This is a genomic window from Geobacillus sp. FSL W8-1251, from assembly GCF_038005945.1.
Classification (GTDB): Bacteria; Bacillota; Bacilli; order Bacillales; family Anoxybacillaceae; genus Geobacillus; species Geobacillus stearothermophilus.
Window position 1 is genome coordinate 332773 of sequence record NZ_JBBOUF010000001.1, and the last position, 16172, is coordinate 348944.

General features: G+C 51.8%; 14 protein-coding genes and 1 pseudogene. 5 read left to right on the top strand and 10 right to left on the bottom strand.

Annotation, left to right across the window (positions count from 1 at the left end; genetic code table 11):
* Nucleotides 1-31: 31 nt before the first annotated feature.
* The 3 genes from NSS88_RS01745 to NSS88_RS01755 form a co-directional block, all read right to left on the bottom strand.
* The gene (locus NSS88_RS01745) at nucleotides 32-991 is read right to left on the bottom strand and encodes a siderophore ABC transporter substrate-binding protein (RefSeq protein ID WP_341082744.1); all 960 of its coding nucleotides are present in this window, start codon (nucleotides 989-991) and stop codon (nucleotides 32-34) included.
* A gap of 526 nt (nucleotides 992-1517) precedes the next feature.
* On the bottom strand, nucleotides 1518-3239 hold the full coding sequence (gene cysI, locus NSS88_RS01750) for an assimilatory sulfite reductase (NADPH) hemoprotein subunit (protein WP_341082745.1): 1722 nt from the start codon (nucleotides 3237-3239) through the stop codon (nucleotides 1518-1520).
* Nucleotides 3240-3265: 26 nt separating this feature from the next.
* The gene (locus tag NSS88_RS01755; RefSeq protein WP_055359046.1) at nucleotides 3266-5089 is read right to left on the bottom strand and encodes an assimilatory sulfite reductase (NADPH) flavoprotein subunit; all 1824 of its coding nucleotides are present in this window, start codon (nucleotides 5087-5089) and stop codon (nucleotides 3266-3268) included.
* A gap of 242 nt (nucleotides 5090-5331) precedes the next feature.
* Between NSS88_RS01755 and NSS88_RS01760 the strand changes: the two genes are divergently transcribed.
* A complete protein-coding gene (locus NSS88_RS01760; RefSeq protein WP_049625584.1) occupies nucleotides 5332-6219 on the top strand; it encodes a LysR substrate-binding domain-containing protein in 888 nt (295 codons plus the stop codon).
* Between the two features lie 31 nt (nucleotides 6220-6250).
* Here NSS88_RS01760 and NSS88_RS01765 read toward each other — a convergent pair whose 3' ends face one another.
* The 4 genes from NSS88_RS01765 to NSS88_RS01780 form a co-directional block, all read right to left on the bottom strand.
* Nucleotides 6251-7180, bottom strand: a complete 930-nt coding sequence (locus NSS88_RS01765) for a cation diffusion facilitator family transporter (RefSeq protein ID WP_341082749.1) — start codon at nucleotides 7178-7180, stop codon at nucleotides 6251-6253.
* 16 nt (nucleotides 7181-7196) lie between these two features.
* A complete protein-coding gene (locus NSS88_RS01770) occupies nucleotides 7197-7505 on the bottom strand; it encodes an ArsR/SmtB family transcription factor (RefSeq protein ID WP_025951296.1) in 309 nt (102 codons plus the stop codon).
* Between the two features lie 166 nt (nucleotides 7506-7671).
* Nucleotides 7672-7989: a YbjQ family protein gene (locus NSS88_RS01775; RefSeq protein ID WP_025951297.1), complete on the bottom strand. Its 318-nt coding sequence runs from the start codon at nucleotides 7987-7989 to the stop codon at nucleotides 7672-7674.
* 67 nt (nucleotides 7990-8056) lie between these two features.
* A complete protein-coding gene (locus NSS88_RS01780) occupies nucleotides 8057-8527 on the bottom strand; it encodes a DUF2935 domain-containing protein (protein ID WP_055359044.1) in 471 nt (156 codons plus the stop codon).
* A gap of 138 nt (nucleotides 8528-8665) precedes the next feature.
* Between NSS88_RS01780 and NSS88_RS01785 the strand changes: the two genes are divergently transcribed.
* Complete coding sequence (locus NSS88_RS01785; RefSeq protein WP_050497536.1) at nucleotides 8666-8854, top strand: TIGR00366 family protein; 189 nt, start codon at nucleotides 8666-8668, stop codon at nucleotides 8852-8854.
* Between the two features lie 116 nt (nucleotides 8855-8970).
* Here the strand turns inward: NSS88_RS01785 and NSS88_RS01790 are convergent, their stop codons facing one another.
* Nucleotides 8971-9621, bottom strand: a complete 651-nt coding sequence (locus NSS88_RS01790) for a DUF975 family protein (RefSeq protein WP_013523504.1) — start codon at nucleotides 9619-9621, stop codon at nucleotides 8971-8973.
* Nucleotides 9622-10181: 560 nt separating this feature from the next.
* Between NSS88_RS01790 and NSS88_RS01795 the strand changes: the two are divergent.
* From NSS88_RS01795 to NSS88_RS01805, 3 genes and pseudogenes are all read left to right on the top strand, one after another.
* Nucleotides 10182-11022, top strand: a pseudogene (locus NSS88_RS01795) (MBL fold metallo-hydrolase).
* Nucleotides 11023-11158: 136 nt separating this feature from the next.
* The gene (speD, locus tag NSS88_RS01800; protein WP_055359042.1) at nucleotides 11159-11953 is read left to right on the top strand and encodes an adenosylmethionine decarboxylase; all 795 of its coding nucleotides are present in this window, start codon (nucleotides 11159-11161) and stop codon (nucleotides 11951-11953) included.
* A 106-nt stretch (nucleotides 11954-12059) separates the two neighbouring features.
* Complete coding sequence (locus NSS88_RS01805) at nucleotides 12060-13184, top strand: NAD(P)/FAD-dependent oxidoreductase (RefSeq protein ID WP_055359041.1); 1125 nt, start codon at nucleotides 12060-12062, stop codon at nucleotides 13182-13184.
* Between the two features lie 106 nt (nucleotides 13185-13290).
* Here the strand turns inward: NSS88_RS01805 and NSS88_RS01810 are convergent, their stop codons facing one another.
* Both NSS88_RS01810 and NSS88_RS01815 read right to left on the bottom strand, forming a co-directional pair.
* Nucleotides 13291-13842 (bottom strand): YpiB family protein, encoded by a 552-nt coding sequence (locus NSS88_RS01810; RefSeq protein WP_055359040.1) that lies wholly within the window; start codon nucleotides 13840-13842, stop codon nucleotides 13291-13293.
* 682 nt (nucleotides 13843-14524) lie between these two features.
* Nucleotides 14525-16039, bottom strand: a complete 1515-nt coding sequence (locus tag NSS88_RS01815) for a malate:quinone oxidoreductase (RefSeq protein ID WP_201027867.1) — start codon at nucleotides 16037-16039, stop codon at nucleotides 14525-14527.
* Nucleotides 16040-16172 lie beyond the last annotated feature (133 nt).

Sequence of the window (16172 nt, forward strand, 5' to 3'; positions counted from 1 at the left end):
GCAGGCGGGCCGCCTAAGCCCGCCTGTCCTTTTATTTCAATCCTTCTTCCACCTGTTTGATCATTTCCGACACCGACGTCAATCCGCCGCCTGAGAGATACCAATAATTTGGATCCAAGTAGACAATGTGGCCGTTTTGATATGCTTTCGTCTTTTTCACAAGTGCATTTTCAATCGTTTGCTTCGCTGTCGGCTTTCCTTCTACAACGGCGTCGCGGTCAATGACAAACAAGTAATCCGGGTTTTTCTCGGCAATGTACTCAAATGATACGCTTTGTCCATGAGGATTCGTCACTTTCAAATTCGGGTCTGCGGCTGGCACGCCGAGCACATCATGGATGAGCCCAAAGCGCGAACCTTTGCCGTACGCACTCACTTTCCCACCGGTCGTCAAAATGATCAGCGCTTTTTTGTCTGCAGCCTTTGTCTTCACTTCTTCGATTTGTTTTTCAATATTGGCCAGTTCCTCATCTACTTCTTTTTCTTTGCCAAACATTTGCCCGATCAGCTTCATATTGTTTGTAAATGAATCCCAATAATGTTGAGTGTCAATCCCTATATACACGGTTGGGCCAATCTCTTTCAACTTGTCATACAAATTTGCTTGACGACCGGAAATAAAAATGACATCCGGCTTGATTTCGCTCAATTTTTCAAAATCCGGCTCCATCAGGCTGCCGACGTTTTGGTAGTCGCTGCTTTTATATTTCTCCAAGTATTTCGGCACGTTCATCTGCGGCAAAGCTGTCACCTTCACCCCTAGTTTATCAAGGGTGTCCAGCACTCCAAAATCAAAGACAACCACTTTCTCTGGATTTTTCTTGACTTTCGCCTCTCCAAGCTGGTGCTTGATCGTCATTTCCTCGGCTTGTTCCGTTTTCTTCTCGTCATTCTTCCCACTTGCTCCGTTGCTTGTATTCTCCTTATTGCCGCAAGCAACCAGTACGACAAGAAGCAAAGCAACCACTACCATCAACCAACGCTGTTTCATTGGCTATACCCCCCTTTGGAAATTCAAATTATATGTTGACGGCTTTCGTATTCACTCGACAAGGGGCGCCCTTTCTTGCCGATGTCAACATGAAAGCCGGCTCAACCATTTTTTACTTAATTGGAACATTGTCAATATTTTTCATCGTTTTTTTGTAAGCAAACCGTTTGCTCGCCGACAATCGCCTTCACCAATGGCTTGACGCTAAAAAAAAGCGCCCTGCCTAAACAGCAGCGCACTTTCATGATCTGAAAAATACAAGTTCATAACACTACTATAATATAGTTGAAATATTTTGTGAATTATATAAGTTGCAATTTTTTACATAGCATTGTTCGCTCTTTTTGTCACCGTGCCAGCTTTTCAAGTGATAAAGATAGGACATGGAATCGGAAATCCTTTATTACAACCTCATATAGATTGAATGCGGCTACAATGAACAAAACACCGAAGCCATTGCATGAAAGCAACAAAAAACCAACCTCCCCTAAACCAGGAGAGGCTGGTTTTCATCCATTATTCGGCCTCAATCATGAAAATTCGTCCCATCCGTCACTTCTTTGACGATGCCGGCGCGGATGACGAAGTCGCCGAAATGTTCGCCGTCGAGCCGCTCTTTCGCATAGCGGGATAGGAGGACGCGCAGTTCGCGCAAAATTTCCTCCTCGCCGATGTTTTCGCGGTACAGTTTGCCAAGGCGCGTGCCGTTGAACGCAGCGCCGAGGTACATGTTGTATTTTCCGACCGCTTTGCCGACGAAGGCGATTTCCGCGAGCACGTGGCGGGCACAGCCGTTCGGACAGCCCGTCATGCGGATCGTGATTTCTTCGTCGCGCAAACCGTTTTCGTCGATAATCTCCTCGATTTTATCAAGCAGCTTCGGCAAGTACCGCTCCGCTTCCGCCATCGCCAAGCCGCACGTCGGCAAGGCGACACAGGCGAGCGCGTTGCGGCGCAAGGCGGTGTACCGGCGGCCATCGGTCAAGCCGTATTCGGCGATGAGTGCCTCGATTTCCGGCTTTTTCTCGCTCGTGACGTTAGCGATGACCAAGTTTTGGTTTGGCGTCAGCCGGAAATCGCCCGTATGGACTTTCGCGATTTCGCGCAGGCCGGTCATCAGCTTGTAATCGTCGTAGTCTTTGACGCGTCCGCCTTCGACAAAGAGTGTGAAGTGCCATGTCCCATTGACGCCTTCGACCCAGCCATAGCGGTCGCCGCTATGCTCGAAATGGTACGGGCGCGCTTCGCCGAGCTTCCAGCCAAGGCGGCGCTCAATTTCTTCTTTCACCGTTTCAAGGCCAAGGCGGTCGATCGTGTATTTGAAGCGGGCGTGTTTGCGCGATGAGCGGTTGCCGTAGTCACGCTGAACGGTCATAATTTTCTCCGCCACCTCGACCACTTGATCCGGCCGGCAGAAGCCGATCACTTTCGCCAGTTGCGGATACGTCGTTTTGTCCCCATGGGTCATCCCCATGCCGCCACCGATGGCGACATTAAACCCGGCAAGCTTGCCGTCTTCGACAATGGCGATGAACCCGATGTCTTGCGAGAACACATCGACGTCGTTCGACGGCGGGACGGCGATGCCGATTTTAAACTTCCGCGGCAAATACGTCGGTCCGTAAATCGGCTCTTCTTCGCCGTCAACCGCCGGCGTGCCCGCCACTTTCTCGTCGTCCAGCCAAATTTCGTAGTACGCCCGCGTCCGCGGCAACAAATGGTCGCTGATCAGCTTTGCCCACTCATATACTTCCGCATGCACTTCCGATTGGTACGGGTTCGGGTTGCACATGACGTTTCGGTTGACGTCGCCACACGCCGCAAGCGTCGTCATCAGCGCGTTGTTAATGGCTTGCATCGTTTTTTTCATATTCCATTTTAAGATGCCATGCAGTTGAAACGCTTGGCGCGTCGTCAGCTTCAACGTGCCGTTCGCATACTTGCGGGCGAGCTCATCCATGACAAGCCACTGTTCCGGCGTCGCCACCCCGCCCGGCGTGCGGACGCGAACCATGAACTGGTATGCAGGCTCCAGTTTTTGTTTTTGCCGCTCGGTGCGCACGTCGCGGTCGTCTTGCAAGTAGCTGCCGTGGAATTTCATCAACCGGTTGTCATCCTCTGGAATTCCTGCGCTGAGCGGGTCTTCCATCGTTTCCGCGAGCGTGCCGCGCAAGTAACGGCTTTCCTGCTTGATGCGCTCCACATCGCTTGGCGGTCCGTCCGGCGCTTTTAACACGACTTTCGCCATTTTCGATCCCACTCCTTCTTTTGAGATTAATAGACGTCGCGTTGGTATCGTTTTTGCTTTTGCATCTCGGTGACATACGCTTCCGCCTGTTCGCGGCTCATTCCGCCTTCTTTTTCGATAATCTCGATCAACGTCTGATGTACGTCGCGCGCCATGTGTTGTTTGTCGCCGCATACGTAGACAACAGCGCCATCCTCGAGCCAGCCGAACAGTTCTTTGCTTCGCTCGAGCATCCGGTGTTGAACGTATATTTTTCGCTCCGTATCGCGCGAGAAGGCGACATCCATTTTGGTCAGCACACCGCTTTTCAACCATGCGAGCCATTCGGTTTGATACAGGAAGTCGGTCATAAAGTGTTGGTCGCCGAAAAAGAGCCACGATTTTCCTTTCGCCCCGATGGCCTCGCGCTCTTGCATAAAGGCGCGGAACGGCGCCACTCCGGTGCCTGGACCGATCATAATGATCGGCGTGTCGGGATCCTTCGGCAACTTAAAGTTCGGGTTCGGCTGCACAAAGACCGGCAACGTATCGCCGATTTGGACGCGTTCGGCGCAGAACGTCGAGCACACCCCTTTGCGCAGGCGGCCGTGCGACTCATAACGGACCGCGCCGATCGTCAAGTGCACTTCATCTGGATAGGCCGCTAAGCTGCTCGCGATCGAGTACAGGCGCGGCGGCATTTTGCGCAAAATCGAGATGACTTGTTGCGGCGCCGCATCCCATGGGCCGAAGTCGCGGAACGCATCCAATAAGTCGCGGCCTTTGGCGTATTCTTTCAGCTTCACCTCATTGCCTGGGGCGACGAGCGCTTGAAGCTCGCTGTTTTTCGACAGCGGCGCAAGCTTTTGCAACAGCGCTTTGGTCAACACGGTGATTTCAAAATGGGACGTGAGCGCTTCTTTGAGCGACCGCACTTCCCCGTCTTTGTCGATCGTCACCGTTTCTTCCGGGTTCCATTTCATTTCTTGAATGATGAGATCGACAAGCTCCGGATCGTTTTTCGGGAAGATGCCAAGCGCATCGCCCGGTTCATACTTCAACCCCGATCCTTCAAGAGACAATTCGAGATGGCGCGTTTCTTTGTTCGATCCGCGGCCGTTTAAGTTGATGTTTTCCAGCACCTCAGCCGAGAACGGATTTTTCCGCGAATAGACGACCGCCGGTTCGGCTTTCGGCACGGCCGCAGCGGCCGACAACACTGGTGCGGCCTCGGCATTAGTCCCCTTGCTCAGCTCGGCAAGCACGCCGTCAAGCCATTTCGCCGCCGCTTCCTCGTAGTCGACGTCACAGTCGACGCGCGGATAAAACCGCTCTCCCCCGAGCTCCTCGAGCCGCTTGTCAAAATCTTTCCCCGTCTGGCAAAAATGTTCATACGACGTATCGCCAAGCGCCAAGACGGAAAAGCGTAAATGATTCAGCTTCGGCGCCCGTTTGCTGTGGAGAAACTCGTAAAACGACACCGCGTTGTCTGGCGGATCGCCTTCCCCATGCGTGCTCACGACGATGAGCAGCGTCTCGACTTTCTTCAATTCATTCGGCTTAAAGTCAAGCATGGACGACACTTTCGCCTCGAATCCGCGCTCCTTAAGCGCCTTGCCTGCTTTTTCGGCCAGTTTTTGCGCATTGCCGGTCTGCGAACCGTACAGAACGGTCACTTCTTTCGAAACCGGTTTCCCGCCCCCGACAAGCAGTGCGGGCGCTTCGGCGTCAAGCACAGCAGCGGTCGACTCGGCGGCGGCCAAATACCCGCTCAGCCAAAATTTTTGCGCTGGCGTCAACGTCGGCAACAAACGGTTCAAGAGCTCAATCTGCTCCTGGCTAAACGGACTGTTGGTTACTTGCAGCTGCAACGGTGTCCACCTCACAATATAAAAATAAGATGGAATCGATTGGCGTTGCTTAACCCGCCATCATGGGCGGACGCCAAATTCCATTAATCCCTATAAACAAAGTATACTTTATCCAAAATATCATATTTACACTTTACCGCAAAACAAAACATTAGTAAAATAAATATAAATTATCAAAACTATTAACATCACTAATAATGATCCGCAACAAAACAGTCAGGCTGCATGCGAGGGGTTGGCCAATGTATTACGACGAGTTGAAGACGTTCATTACGTTAGCAGAAGTGAAAAATTTCACAAAGACGGCGGAAATTCTCCATTTATCCCAGCCAAGTGTCAGCTTGCACATTAAAAATTTAGAGAAGGAGTTCCAGACGAAACTGTTCATCCGCTCCCCGAAGCGGTTGCGCATGACGCCGACAGGTGAACTTTTGTACGATCGCGCCAAACAAATGATGGCGCTCTATGAACAAACGAAGCAAGACATTTTGGAGCACCATCACTCAGTGAAAGGCAAATTGACCATCGGCGCCAGCTTTACGATTGGAGAGTATATTTTGCCCCCGCTTTTGCCCGATTTCCAAAAGCGCTATCCAGAATTGGAGCTTGAGGTGATGATCGGCAACACGAAAGAAATTGTCGAACTCGTCAAATCGTATCAAGTCGACATCGGCTTGATCGAAGGGCAAACGAACGAAAAAGAATTGTCCGTCCACCCGTTTATGCAAGACGAGCTCGTCATCGTCGCCTCCAAGCGGCACGAGCTAGCGCAAAAAGGCGAAGTCACGATCGGCGAGCTGCAAAACGAGGCGTGGGTGGCGCGCGAAGTCGGGTCGGGAACAAGGGAATATTTCAACCATTTCATCCGCTCGAACGGGCTGAAAATCCAATCGCTCATGATCATCAGCAGCAACCAAGGCATTAAAGAAACGCTGATCAACGGCAACGCCCTGTCCTTGCTGTCGCGCAGCGTCGTCGCCCGCGACATCGAGCACGGCCATCTGTCCATCGTTCACTTGAACCATCCACCGTTTTACCGAATGTTTTCCTATATTTGTGCACCGATTATGGAAAACAAGCAAAATGTACGTATCTTCCTTGAAACGTTGCAACACAATTGGAGATCCTAAAAAACACGGGGAGAAGCTTGGCAGCCCTCCCCTATACTTCCATCTCCCCATGGCGAATATGCGGCATTTCGATTTGAATCGTCGCATGGCGAATGTGAAAGCGCGTCTCGATCAAATCAATCGCCCGCTGCAAAACCGCCTGCCCATCGCAACCTTCCTCAATGAGCAAATGGCAGCTTAACGAATCAAGCCCCGAGGTGATCGTCCAAATATGCAAATCGTGCACATCGATCACGCCCTCAATGCCGGAGAGCGCCGCTTTTACTTCCCCATGGTCAATCGCCGCCGGCGTTCCTTCCATTAAAATATGCACTGTCTGTTTCACGACGGCCAACGCTCCTTTTAAAATCAGCACCGACACCGCAATGGAAATGAGCGGATCAGCCGCGTACCAATCGAACAGCCAGATGACAAGCCCCGCCGCCATCGCCCCGACCGAGCCTAACGCATCGCCAAGTACATGAAGATAGGCGCTGCGGACATTGACGTTCTCTTTGACATCCCCTTTGCGCATTAACACCCAAGCGCTTGCCAAATTAGCCAGCAACCCTATGACAGCAATGGCCATCATCGGCCCGCTCGCGACAGCAGGTGGATTCACAAACCTCGCGACCGCTTCCCAAATAATCCAAGCGGCAATCCCCACCAACGCAACCCCGTTTACGAGCGCCGCTAAAATCTCGAACCGGTAAAATCCATATGTCCTCTTCGGCGACGCAGGCCTCGCCGCAAACCACACCGCCAACAGACTTAACAAAAGCGAAGCAGCATCGCTCAGCATATGCCCTGAATCCGAAAGAAGAGCAAGGCTGTTCGTCACAAGCCCGCCGACAAACTCCAGAACCATAATCCCGACGGTAATGACAAGAGCGGCCGCCAGCCCTTTTTGGCTCCCCTCTCTGCCCAAGCCATGATGATGCCCGTGATGGTGGCCGCAATGGCCGTGTTCATGATGATGCATCGTTCTTCTCTCCCTTTTATGGATGTTGAGCGTGATCAATCGCCTGCCTCAGCAGCGAAATGACATGATCGTCATCGCACGAATACACCAGTGATTTCCCTTCACGGCGATATTTGACAAGCCGCAGCGCCCGAAGCAGCGCCAGTTGATGGGAAACGGCCGACTGCGACATGCCGAGCACTTCCGCAATATGGCCGACATGGCATTCTTCCTGCGACAACAAATACAACATCTTCATCCGCGTCGGATCCGCCAACGCTTTAAAGATTTTCGACACTTCCTCCACGACGCTTTCATCTAAAAACAAATGATCTTCTGCCTTCATCATCGTTCCCTCTCATTTTAACATATGAGTATTTGTTCATATATGTGAATCATAACCTGCTTTTTTTCTTCTGTCAATCCTCTTTCGAACTGCCCAACTCCATAAACATCCGTCATGCACGAGCAAAGAAAAAAAGCAAAGGGCGGAGCACCCTCTGCTTTTTTTCTTACGATCTCACCCGCACCGCCGTCCCTGTCGCAATGCACATCATCATGCCATCGCGCAGCGTTTCAAAATCAAGATCCACCCCGATGACGGCGTTAGCGCCAAGATGCTTCGCCTTATTGACCATCTCCTTGATCGCCATCTCCCGCCCTTCGGCCAGCTTGCTTTCATACGTTCCGCTCCGCCCGCCGATGATGTCGGTGATGCTGGCGAGAAAATCACGGACGACATTGGCGCCCAAAATGACCTCTCCCGCTACGATGCCCAAATACTCTTCAATTTCTTTTCCCTCAATGGTATTGGTGGTCGTGACAATCACAGCTATGTCCCCCTCGTGGCTCATCATAATAGGTGGAAGCACCCAATTCCATTATACTACATTGCATCTATGACGTCGCCGATGAATCTGTCCGCAGTGCAGGCGATGCCGAATGAGTACCGTACAGCAACAACTGCGCGATGCCGACAAAATACTCCGATTCGCGAATGATGTGATCGAGCACCACCTTGGCGGTCGGGTTTTGGCTGACGGCTTTGCTGCGGGTTTTGATTTGCCGGCATAATTCGATGAACTGAAGGCTCTGCTCTAGGCAGTACGACACAAAATGGAGCACTTGTTGATGCAGTTGTTCAGGAACATAATGGCCGGCCCGAACCACCGATTCGATATAACGGACCGCGTGCTGATGCGCAGCCGAAAGCGCCTCCTCCCATTTTTTCAACGCTTCTACATATGGCGCTTCCAATCCAGACGCAAGCTCGCGAATGACGACCGTATGTTCTTCCTCTTGGTGCTTCCAGAATTCAATCTCATCCAAAACGCGCAGCGGCATGTGTGGGCCGTAGTAAAATTGCACGCTCTTCCCTCCCTGTTTCCCCTCTTCTTTCAGTGTATGGGCAAAACAACGCGGATATGCACCATGATCGAAATGATCACAGCCTTCGTCCTTGTTTCACCTTGAAGATCGGCATAGCGACATGCATAGAAACTTGAGATGGGCGTGGATCCAGCCAAAATGGTGATGGCCGTCGCTTGGGGCGAATGGAGCAACATGATCCAACCGTTTTGGGCTATCCCGCTCCTTGCCATTGCCGGCCTACGCATTCGCGACATTATGGGCTTTACAACGATCACCTTCCTTTACGTCGGCATTGTTGCTTCCGTCTTTTTGTACGTGCTTTAACCAAACAACGGCCTGCAGCCAACCTATTGAACTGGCTGCGGGCAACATTTTTCATCCTTTAAAGAAATTCCCCTTTCTAGCGGATAGTTTTTTCCAAGAATCGAAACTATTATGGTCTATTCCTGCACACGAATAAACTCATCATAAAAAGCCGCCAGCGACGTGTACACATAAGGAATCAGCCATAACAACCCGATGCCGAGCGTCAGAAGGGATAAAATCCCCCAGCCGAGAAAACTCAAATAAAGCAAAAAAAGCTTCCATTTATACCCTTTCATCCGCTTGTTGCTTTCACGAATCGCTTGAAGCGCCCCATACTCCGGATGGTCTTTTAACAAAAAGAACGTCTGCGAGTAAGCCAATGATTTGATAATCCCCGGGATGATGAGCAAAAGAGTCCATAGGAAAACAAAAATGCCGTACAAAATCGATGCGCCGATCAACTTAAGCGGTAGCTTTCCTTGCCGATACACGGTGAAGAGCGGCGCCACCGAAAGCGGCTGCCCTCGATAGGCATCCAAAAACACCCAATAGACCGCGATACCGAGCGGAAGCAGCGCCGCCGTATACAACAAACTGACCAGCTGGGCCGCAAAAGGCGGATCCTCTTGCGCCATCCAAGCGCTCCATCCACCGCTGAGCACCATTTCCAACACTGTTGGGATGACCGTATTCAACACAAAATACACGAGCATGATAAGAACTGCCATTCCCCATTGCCCTTTTAACGCCTGCCTCGCTTGCCTTCTGAGTTGCGATAATGTCATGTGGCTCCCCCTTGACTAATTATGAAAGTTAAAAATCCCCAATGGAATATTATGAATTATAACTGTAATTTATCATATATTCCTATTTTTATAAATATATAGACTCCCATGACAAAAAGATTTCGTCACCATCGAAGGGATGAAAATGCCGCTATGTCGAACTCTGAAACCTTGCACATTTTGAAGTTCGGGTATTTTCAGGATAGATGCAATTTGAATCTTTAACATTTGTAGTTTTTACAGAGCGATTGGATCGACTGTCGGGCGAGCGAACAACGCCGTTGCCAGAAGGCTTCCCGAGCTCCCCATTGCAACTCTATGTGTTTCCCTAAGGTGGAAATGGGGGAACCTTCTCCATCAAAATGACCCAATGAATCGTTTTCTACCATTTTACTATTAACGCCTTCCCCGTCATTCTAACGAACCGGAAATGTTGATAGAGCGCTCATTCCCCGTAAAAGAAGGGATACACAACGATTGGTGATTGAACAAAAATGAATGAATACTCATTCTCTATGGTATAATGAACACAACCACTTTTGCGGCAAGGAGGTTCCCCTATGTGGCTCGATAAAGTGATCAAAAAGCGGTTTGAAACGGAGACCGTGCAAAACGTGCGCATCGCCAAAGGAACGGCGATGTTTCAAGGCGTCCGCCTCACCGTCCGCTGCTTTGTCATCGATGGGGTGCTGATTAACACCGGCGCCAAATCAATGGAGCACGAATTCACCTCGTTTTTTCAACACCAAGACATCGATCAAGTCGTCATCACCCATTATCACGAAGACCATACCGGCTGCGCGGCATTTTTGCAGCGAAAGATGGGCCTGCCCATCTACATGCACGAACTGATGATCCATTATTGCCAGCAAAAGGCGGACTATCCGCTATACCGAAAAGTGTTTTGGGGCAAGCGCGATCCATTCACCGCCAAGCCCATCGGCGCGACGTTTTCCTCGCGAAGCGCAACGTGGGACGTCATCCCGACGCCAGGCCATTCCATCGACCATGTGGCGTTTTTGAACCGCGAAACGGGGCAATTGTTCAGCGGCGACTTGTACTGTCAGGAGAAAACGAAAGTCATCTTGCGCGAGGAAAACATCCCGGCGATCATCGCCTCCTTGCAACGCACGTTGACATACGATTTCGGCGACGTCTTCTGCGCCCATGCCGGCTATCTCCCAAACGGGCGCGAGGCCTTGCAGCGAAAACTCGATTACTTGCTTGAACTTCAAGGCAACATCATCGATTTATACGAAAAAGGCATGCCGCCGAAACAAATTCAAGAAACGCTTTTCCCGAAAAAATATCCGATCGTCTTTTTTTTCGGCGAAGGAGTGGGACTCCCTTCACATTGTCCGGTCGGTCATTCAAGAATATCAAGCGAAACGGGCAAGCTGAAGCGGACGCTTCCCGGAAATGGCCATAGACCATTAGGGCAAGCCCATATTCCGTTTTCTTCCATTTCAAATGAAAAATTACTATCTTCGCCAGCAACGGGACAAATTAAGAAAAAACGAAAGGATGGGTCCCGTCGATGAACGAAACACCGCGCGTCAAGCTGCACGGGTTCAACAACTTGACGAAATCGCTCAGCTTCAATATGTACGATATTTGCTATACGAAAACGGCGAAGGAGCGGGAGGCGTATATCGAATACATTGACGACGTGTACAATGCCGAACGGCTGACGAATATTTTAAAACGTGTCGCCGACATGATCGGCGCCCATGTGTTAAACATCGCCAAACAAGATTACGTTCCGCAGGGCGCGAGCGTGACGATGCTCGTTTCCGAGGGGCCGGTCGTCGAGGTGCCCGAAGATGACGGCCCTTTGCCGGAGGCGGTGGTGCTTTCCCTTGACAAAAGCCATATCACCGTCCATACATACCCAGAATACCACCCGAATGACGGAATCAGCACGTTCCGCGCCGATATTGATGTCGTCACATGCGGGGAAATTTCGCCGCTCAAAGCGCTCGACTATTTGATTCATTCATTTGACGCCGACATTATGATCATCGACTACCGCGTGCGCGGATTTACGCGCGACATTCACGGATACAAGCTGTTTATCGACCATGACATTACGTCGATTCAAGATTATATCCCGGAGCACATTCGCGAAAAGTACGATATGATCGACGTAAACATTTACCAAGAGAATATTTTTCACACAAAATGCAAGTTGAAACAGTTTGACTTGGACAACTACTTGTTTGGCTATGCAAAAGAGGATTTGAGCGAACAAGAAGCGAATGAAACAACCGCCAAGCTGAGAAGGGAAATGGATGAGATCTTTTACGGAAAAGATATGCCGAACACCGTTTGACGCGGGCGCCTTTTTGACGCCTGCCGGCTTTCGGGCCGGCCCACACCGGTTCCCGATTGGCGCCGTCTATGGTATGCTAGTAGAAAAAAGGAAAAGGTGTTCATGAATGAAGTACATCATCGTCGGAGCCGGCATTTTAGGGGCCTCGACCGCTTACCATTTGGCCAAGGAAGGCGCAAACGTGATCATCATCGACCGCGGCGACAAAGGGCAGGCGACCGGTGCGGCGGCGGGGATTGTCTGCCCTTGGCTGTCGCAGCGCCGCAACCAAAAATGGTATCGGTTAGCGAAAGGCGGGGCGAAATTTTATCCTTCCCTCATTGAAGAGCTGGAATCATACGGGGAAACGGAGACCGGTTACGCACGCGTCGGGGCTCTATGGCTGCACACAGACGAACAGAAACTGGAACAAATGGAGGAGCGCGCTCGCAAACGGCGCGAAGACGCGCCGGAAATGGGAGAGATCGTGCGGCTTCATCCCCAAGAGGCGAAGGAGCTGTTTCCGCCGCTTGTCGGCGAGCATCATGCCCTTTATGTGAGCGGCGCCGCCCGAGTGAACGGCCGGGCGGTGCGAGACGCCCTCACAAACGCGGCCCAAAAGCTTGGCGCCGCCTACATCCGCGGAAACGCCCAGATCCTGTTTGAAGGCTCCCGCGTCATCGGCGTGGAAGTCAATGGAGCGAAATACACGGCCGAAGCGGTCATCGTCACAGCCGGCGCATGGGCTGGCGAACTGCTTGAGCCGCTGGGCGTTCGGTTTGCCGTCACTCCACAAAAAGGACAAATCGTTCATCTCGAATGGTTGGCAGGCGAGACCGACCGATGGCCGGTCGTCATGCCCCCGAACAATCAGTATATGCTCGCCTTCCCTAGAGGGCGAATCATCATCGGAACGACCCATGAAGATGAAGCGGGGATGGATGTCCGCGCCACCGCCGGCGGCATCCACGAAATACTGGACAAAGCGCTCGCCGTCGCGCCAGGGCTGTCGGCGTGCACCTACGTGGAAACACGGGTCGGGTTTCGCCCGCGCACGCCTGGATTTCTCCCGATCTTCGGACCGCTTCCGGGCTTTTCTGGGGTGTATATCGCCAATGGGCTCGGCTCCTCAGGTCTCACCGTCGGCCCGTATTTAGGAAAGGAGTTGGCGAAACTCGTCATCGGCCTGCCGACGGAACTCGACCCAAGCGATTATGACGCAGCAAGCGCCGTCGCACCGATCGTTCAATGAGGGGGATCAGAAAAAGCAACAACGGGAGCTTCCACGATATGGACAATAGCCAACGCAGCGACTGATATCCCTTTCTCACCGTCAGGGCAAAGCTGACCGTGTTTTGTCAGCTTTGTCCTTCATATTTTTTCAACTGCTCCGTCAGCTTGTGAAACAGCTCCATATCTTTGCGGTCAAGCGCTTGATCGATTTGCATCTTCAAAATCGACACTTCATGGCGTTTCAACGCTTCATCGAGCACTTGCTCGGCCGCCTTCGCCATTTTCTCATGCCGCTCGTGCCGCCGGACGTTTTCAAACGCTTGGTGATCAATAAGCCGAAGGTACGAAAAATTCCTTGCCTTTCCTGGAAAATGAAGCGTCAAATAGAGCGGTTCATTTGGATGCAGCGCCAAATCGCCCATAATGGCGGCCAAACTCGTGCTTTTTTGACCGCGCCGATAAAAGACGAGCCCTTCCTCTTCCGCCATCGCAGTCGAAATGATCAGCCACCGCGCCTGCTTTTGCTCGGTTTCTGTAAAATGGACGTTCTCAAGCAAATGGGGGTGCTGAAGCAAATACTTAAGCACAAATCGGGCATCGGGATGCTTCAAACGATGCTGCTGCAAAAACGTTGTTAAGAACTGCCGCTTTTCTGAATAGGACACCCATCTCGTCATAGCCTCACCCCCTTCAACTGCTTCTCCATGGAAGATAACAGCGGCCGCAGCGCAAGATCGTCTCAACAAGCCTCGATGATCCATTGCTATTCCATTCACGTCTTTGTTTTCCAGTATACTTGATTGCGCCCCGCCGTGCATCTGAAAACCACAGGGCAAGGCCCCTTTCATCATCTTTGGCGAGGAGACCCCGACTTCTAAGCGAGAGCGAAAGTCGGGGAGGAATCGCCCTTCCTCCTTTCTTTTGTATATGATAGAATAAGAATGTGGAGAAAACCGTTGAATCAAGGCACTCCAATCCCCGTTACTCGATGTAGGGAGTTGGTTGCAGGAAACGTTGCAACCGTAAAACATCGAGCGTACATCCGTCTGTTGTGCGTGGAAGTCAAGTACTGCCTACAGACATGCCGAGCCACTCGGTAGCGATATAGGCATGACCTATGTCGTTGGGTAGTCGTCAACCTGCCCCTGATGCAACCCCAAGTCAAGGAAGGAGGACGAAGTCCGTTCGCACTTCTGGGGAGTTGCAAGCCCCCGCTTCAAGCGTTAGCTAAGTGGGGGTAGTTGACTCCGACATCAAGCGGCAAACGAAATAGAAAAACAGCCGCCCTTCATTTCCAGGCGGCTGCTCCTTCTAAGCAACGGGCTCTCGGCTTTCCTTTCCATTGCTAAGACCTATGGCCTACGCCAACTGCATCGCAAAGTGGCCGTTCAATCCGAGCGCTTCGGCTGTGGATGCTTGCACTTGCCGCAACAGCGCTTCGTTTTTCATCAACGACTCGCCGTAAGACGGAATCATCTCTTTCACTTTCGCCCGCCATTCGTTCATCCGTTCTGGGAAGCACTTCTCCATCACTTCAAGCATGACATGAACCGCCGTCGATGCCCCTGGCGACGCGCCGAGCAACGCCGCGATCGAACCATCAGCCGCATGGACGACTTCCGTGCCAAACTGCAGCGTTCCTTTGCCGCCAGCTTCCGTGTCTTTGATCACTTGCACGCGCTGACCCGCCACGACGATGTCCCACTCGTCGCTTTTCGCCGTCGGGACGAATTCCCGCAGCTCTTGCATGCGCTGTTCTTTCGACAACAGCACTTGCTGGATCAAATAGTTGGTCAAGGACATGTTTTTCACGCCCGCCGCCAAGATCGTCAAGACGTTATGCGGCTTGATCGAGGTGAACAAGTCGAGCATCGATCCGTTTTTCAAAAACTTCGGCGAAAACCCGGCAAATGGCCCAAACAGCAGCATCTTTTGATTGTCGATAAACCGCGTGTCCAAATGCGGCACCGACATCGGCGGCGCGCCGACTTTCGCTTTGCCGTACACTTTCGCATGGTGCTGCTCGACGACCTCGGGATTGTTGCACACCATAAACAACCCGCTCACCGGGAAGCCGCCGATTCCCTTCCCTTCCGGAATGCCGGACTTTTGCAACAGATGGAGGCTGCCTCCCCCGGCGCCGATGAAAACGAACTTGGCCGCATGGCGCTCCACCGCGCCCGTGTCCAAATTCCGCACCTTCAACTCCCATAAGCCATCGCTTGTCCGTTGGATATCCTCGACATGATGGCGGTAGTAAATGTTGACATTTTTCCGTTTCAAATGTTCAAACAGTTGACGCGTCAACGCCCCGAAGTTCACGTCCGTTCCCGATTCGATGCGGGTCGCCGCGATCGGCTCGTCCACCACCCGCCCTTCCATCATGAGCGGCACCCATTCGGCCAACTTTTTCGGATCATCGGAAAATTCCATCCCTTTAAACAGTGGATTGGCCGCCATCGTTTCGTGGCGCTTTTTCAAAAACGCCACATTGTCTTCCCCTTGCACAAAGCTCATATGCGGCAGCGGACGGACGAAATCTTTCGGGTCACGAAGAATACCGCTGTTGACTAAATAAGCCCAAAACTGCAAAGAGACGTAAAACTGCTCATTGATTTTAATTGCTTTGCCGATGTCAATCGACCCATCGGCCTTCTCAACCGTATAGTTCAACTCACACAGCGCCGCATGCCCCGTCCCGGCGTTGTTCCACTCGTTGGAGCTTTCCGCTCCCGCTTCCTCCAGCCGCTCAAACACGGCAATGTCCCACTCTGGCGCCAATTCCTTCAAGAGCGCCCCCAACGTCGCGCTCATAATGCCAGCGCCGATTAAAATGACATCCGTTTTTCCTTGTTTGTTGCCCATGTTTACCATCCCTATCCTCTCATATTTGTAAAAAACGGTGAGCGACCGCTCGAAACGATTTCAGCACTCCCCCTCGCCGCTTGGGGGAGATGACGAGAATTATTATAACACATTTCAGTTATAGTATATCACTTTTATTTGC

Bases quoted from the DNA above. Each gene is read 5' to 3' on its own strand.
- cysI (WP_341082745.1), bottom strand. From the start codon at position 3,239: ATGGCGAAAGTCGTGTTAAAAGCGCCGGACGGACCGCCAAGCGATGTG.
- NSS88_RS01785 (WP_050497536.1), top strand. From the start codon at position 8,666: ATGGGCGTGGATCCAGCCAAAATGGTGATGGCCGTCGCTTGGGGCGAA.
- NSS88_RS01760 (WP_049625584.1), top strand. From the start codon at position 5,332: ATGTATTACGACGAGTTGAAGACGTTCATTACGTTAGCAGAAGTGAAA.
- NSS88_RS01790 (WP_013523504.1), bottom strand. From the start codon at position 9,621: ATGACATTATCGCAACTCAGAAGGCAAGCGAGGCAGGCGTTAAAAGGG.
- NSS88_RS01810 (WP_055359040.1), bottom strand. From the start codon at position 13,842: ATGACGAGATGGGTGTCCTATTCAGAAAAGCGGCAGTTCTTAACAACG.
- NSS88_RS01765 (WP_341082749.1), bottom strand. From the start codon at position 7,180: ATGCATCATCATGAACACGGCCATTGCGGCCACCATCACGGGCATCAT.
- speD (WP_055359042.1), top strand. From the start codon at position 11,159: ATGAACGAAACACCGCGCGTCAAGCTGCACGGGTTCAACAACTTGACG.
- NSS88_RS01815 (WP_201027867.1), bottom strand. From the start codon at position 16,039: ATGGTAAACATGGGCAACAAACAAGGAAAAACGGATGTCATTTTAATC.
- NSS88_RS01745 (WP_341082744.1), bottom strand. From the start codon at position 991: ATGAAACAGCGTTGGTTGATGGTAGTGGTTGCTTTGCTTCTTGTCGTA.
- NSS88_RS01805 (WP_055359041.1), top strand. From the start codon at position 12,060: ATGAAGTACATCATCGTCGGAGCCGGCATTTTAGGGGCCTCGACCGCT.
- NSS88_RS01770 (WP_025951296.1), bottom strand. From the start codon at position 7,505: ATGAAGGCAGAAGATCATTTGTTTTTAGATGAAAGCGTCGTGGAGGAA.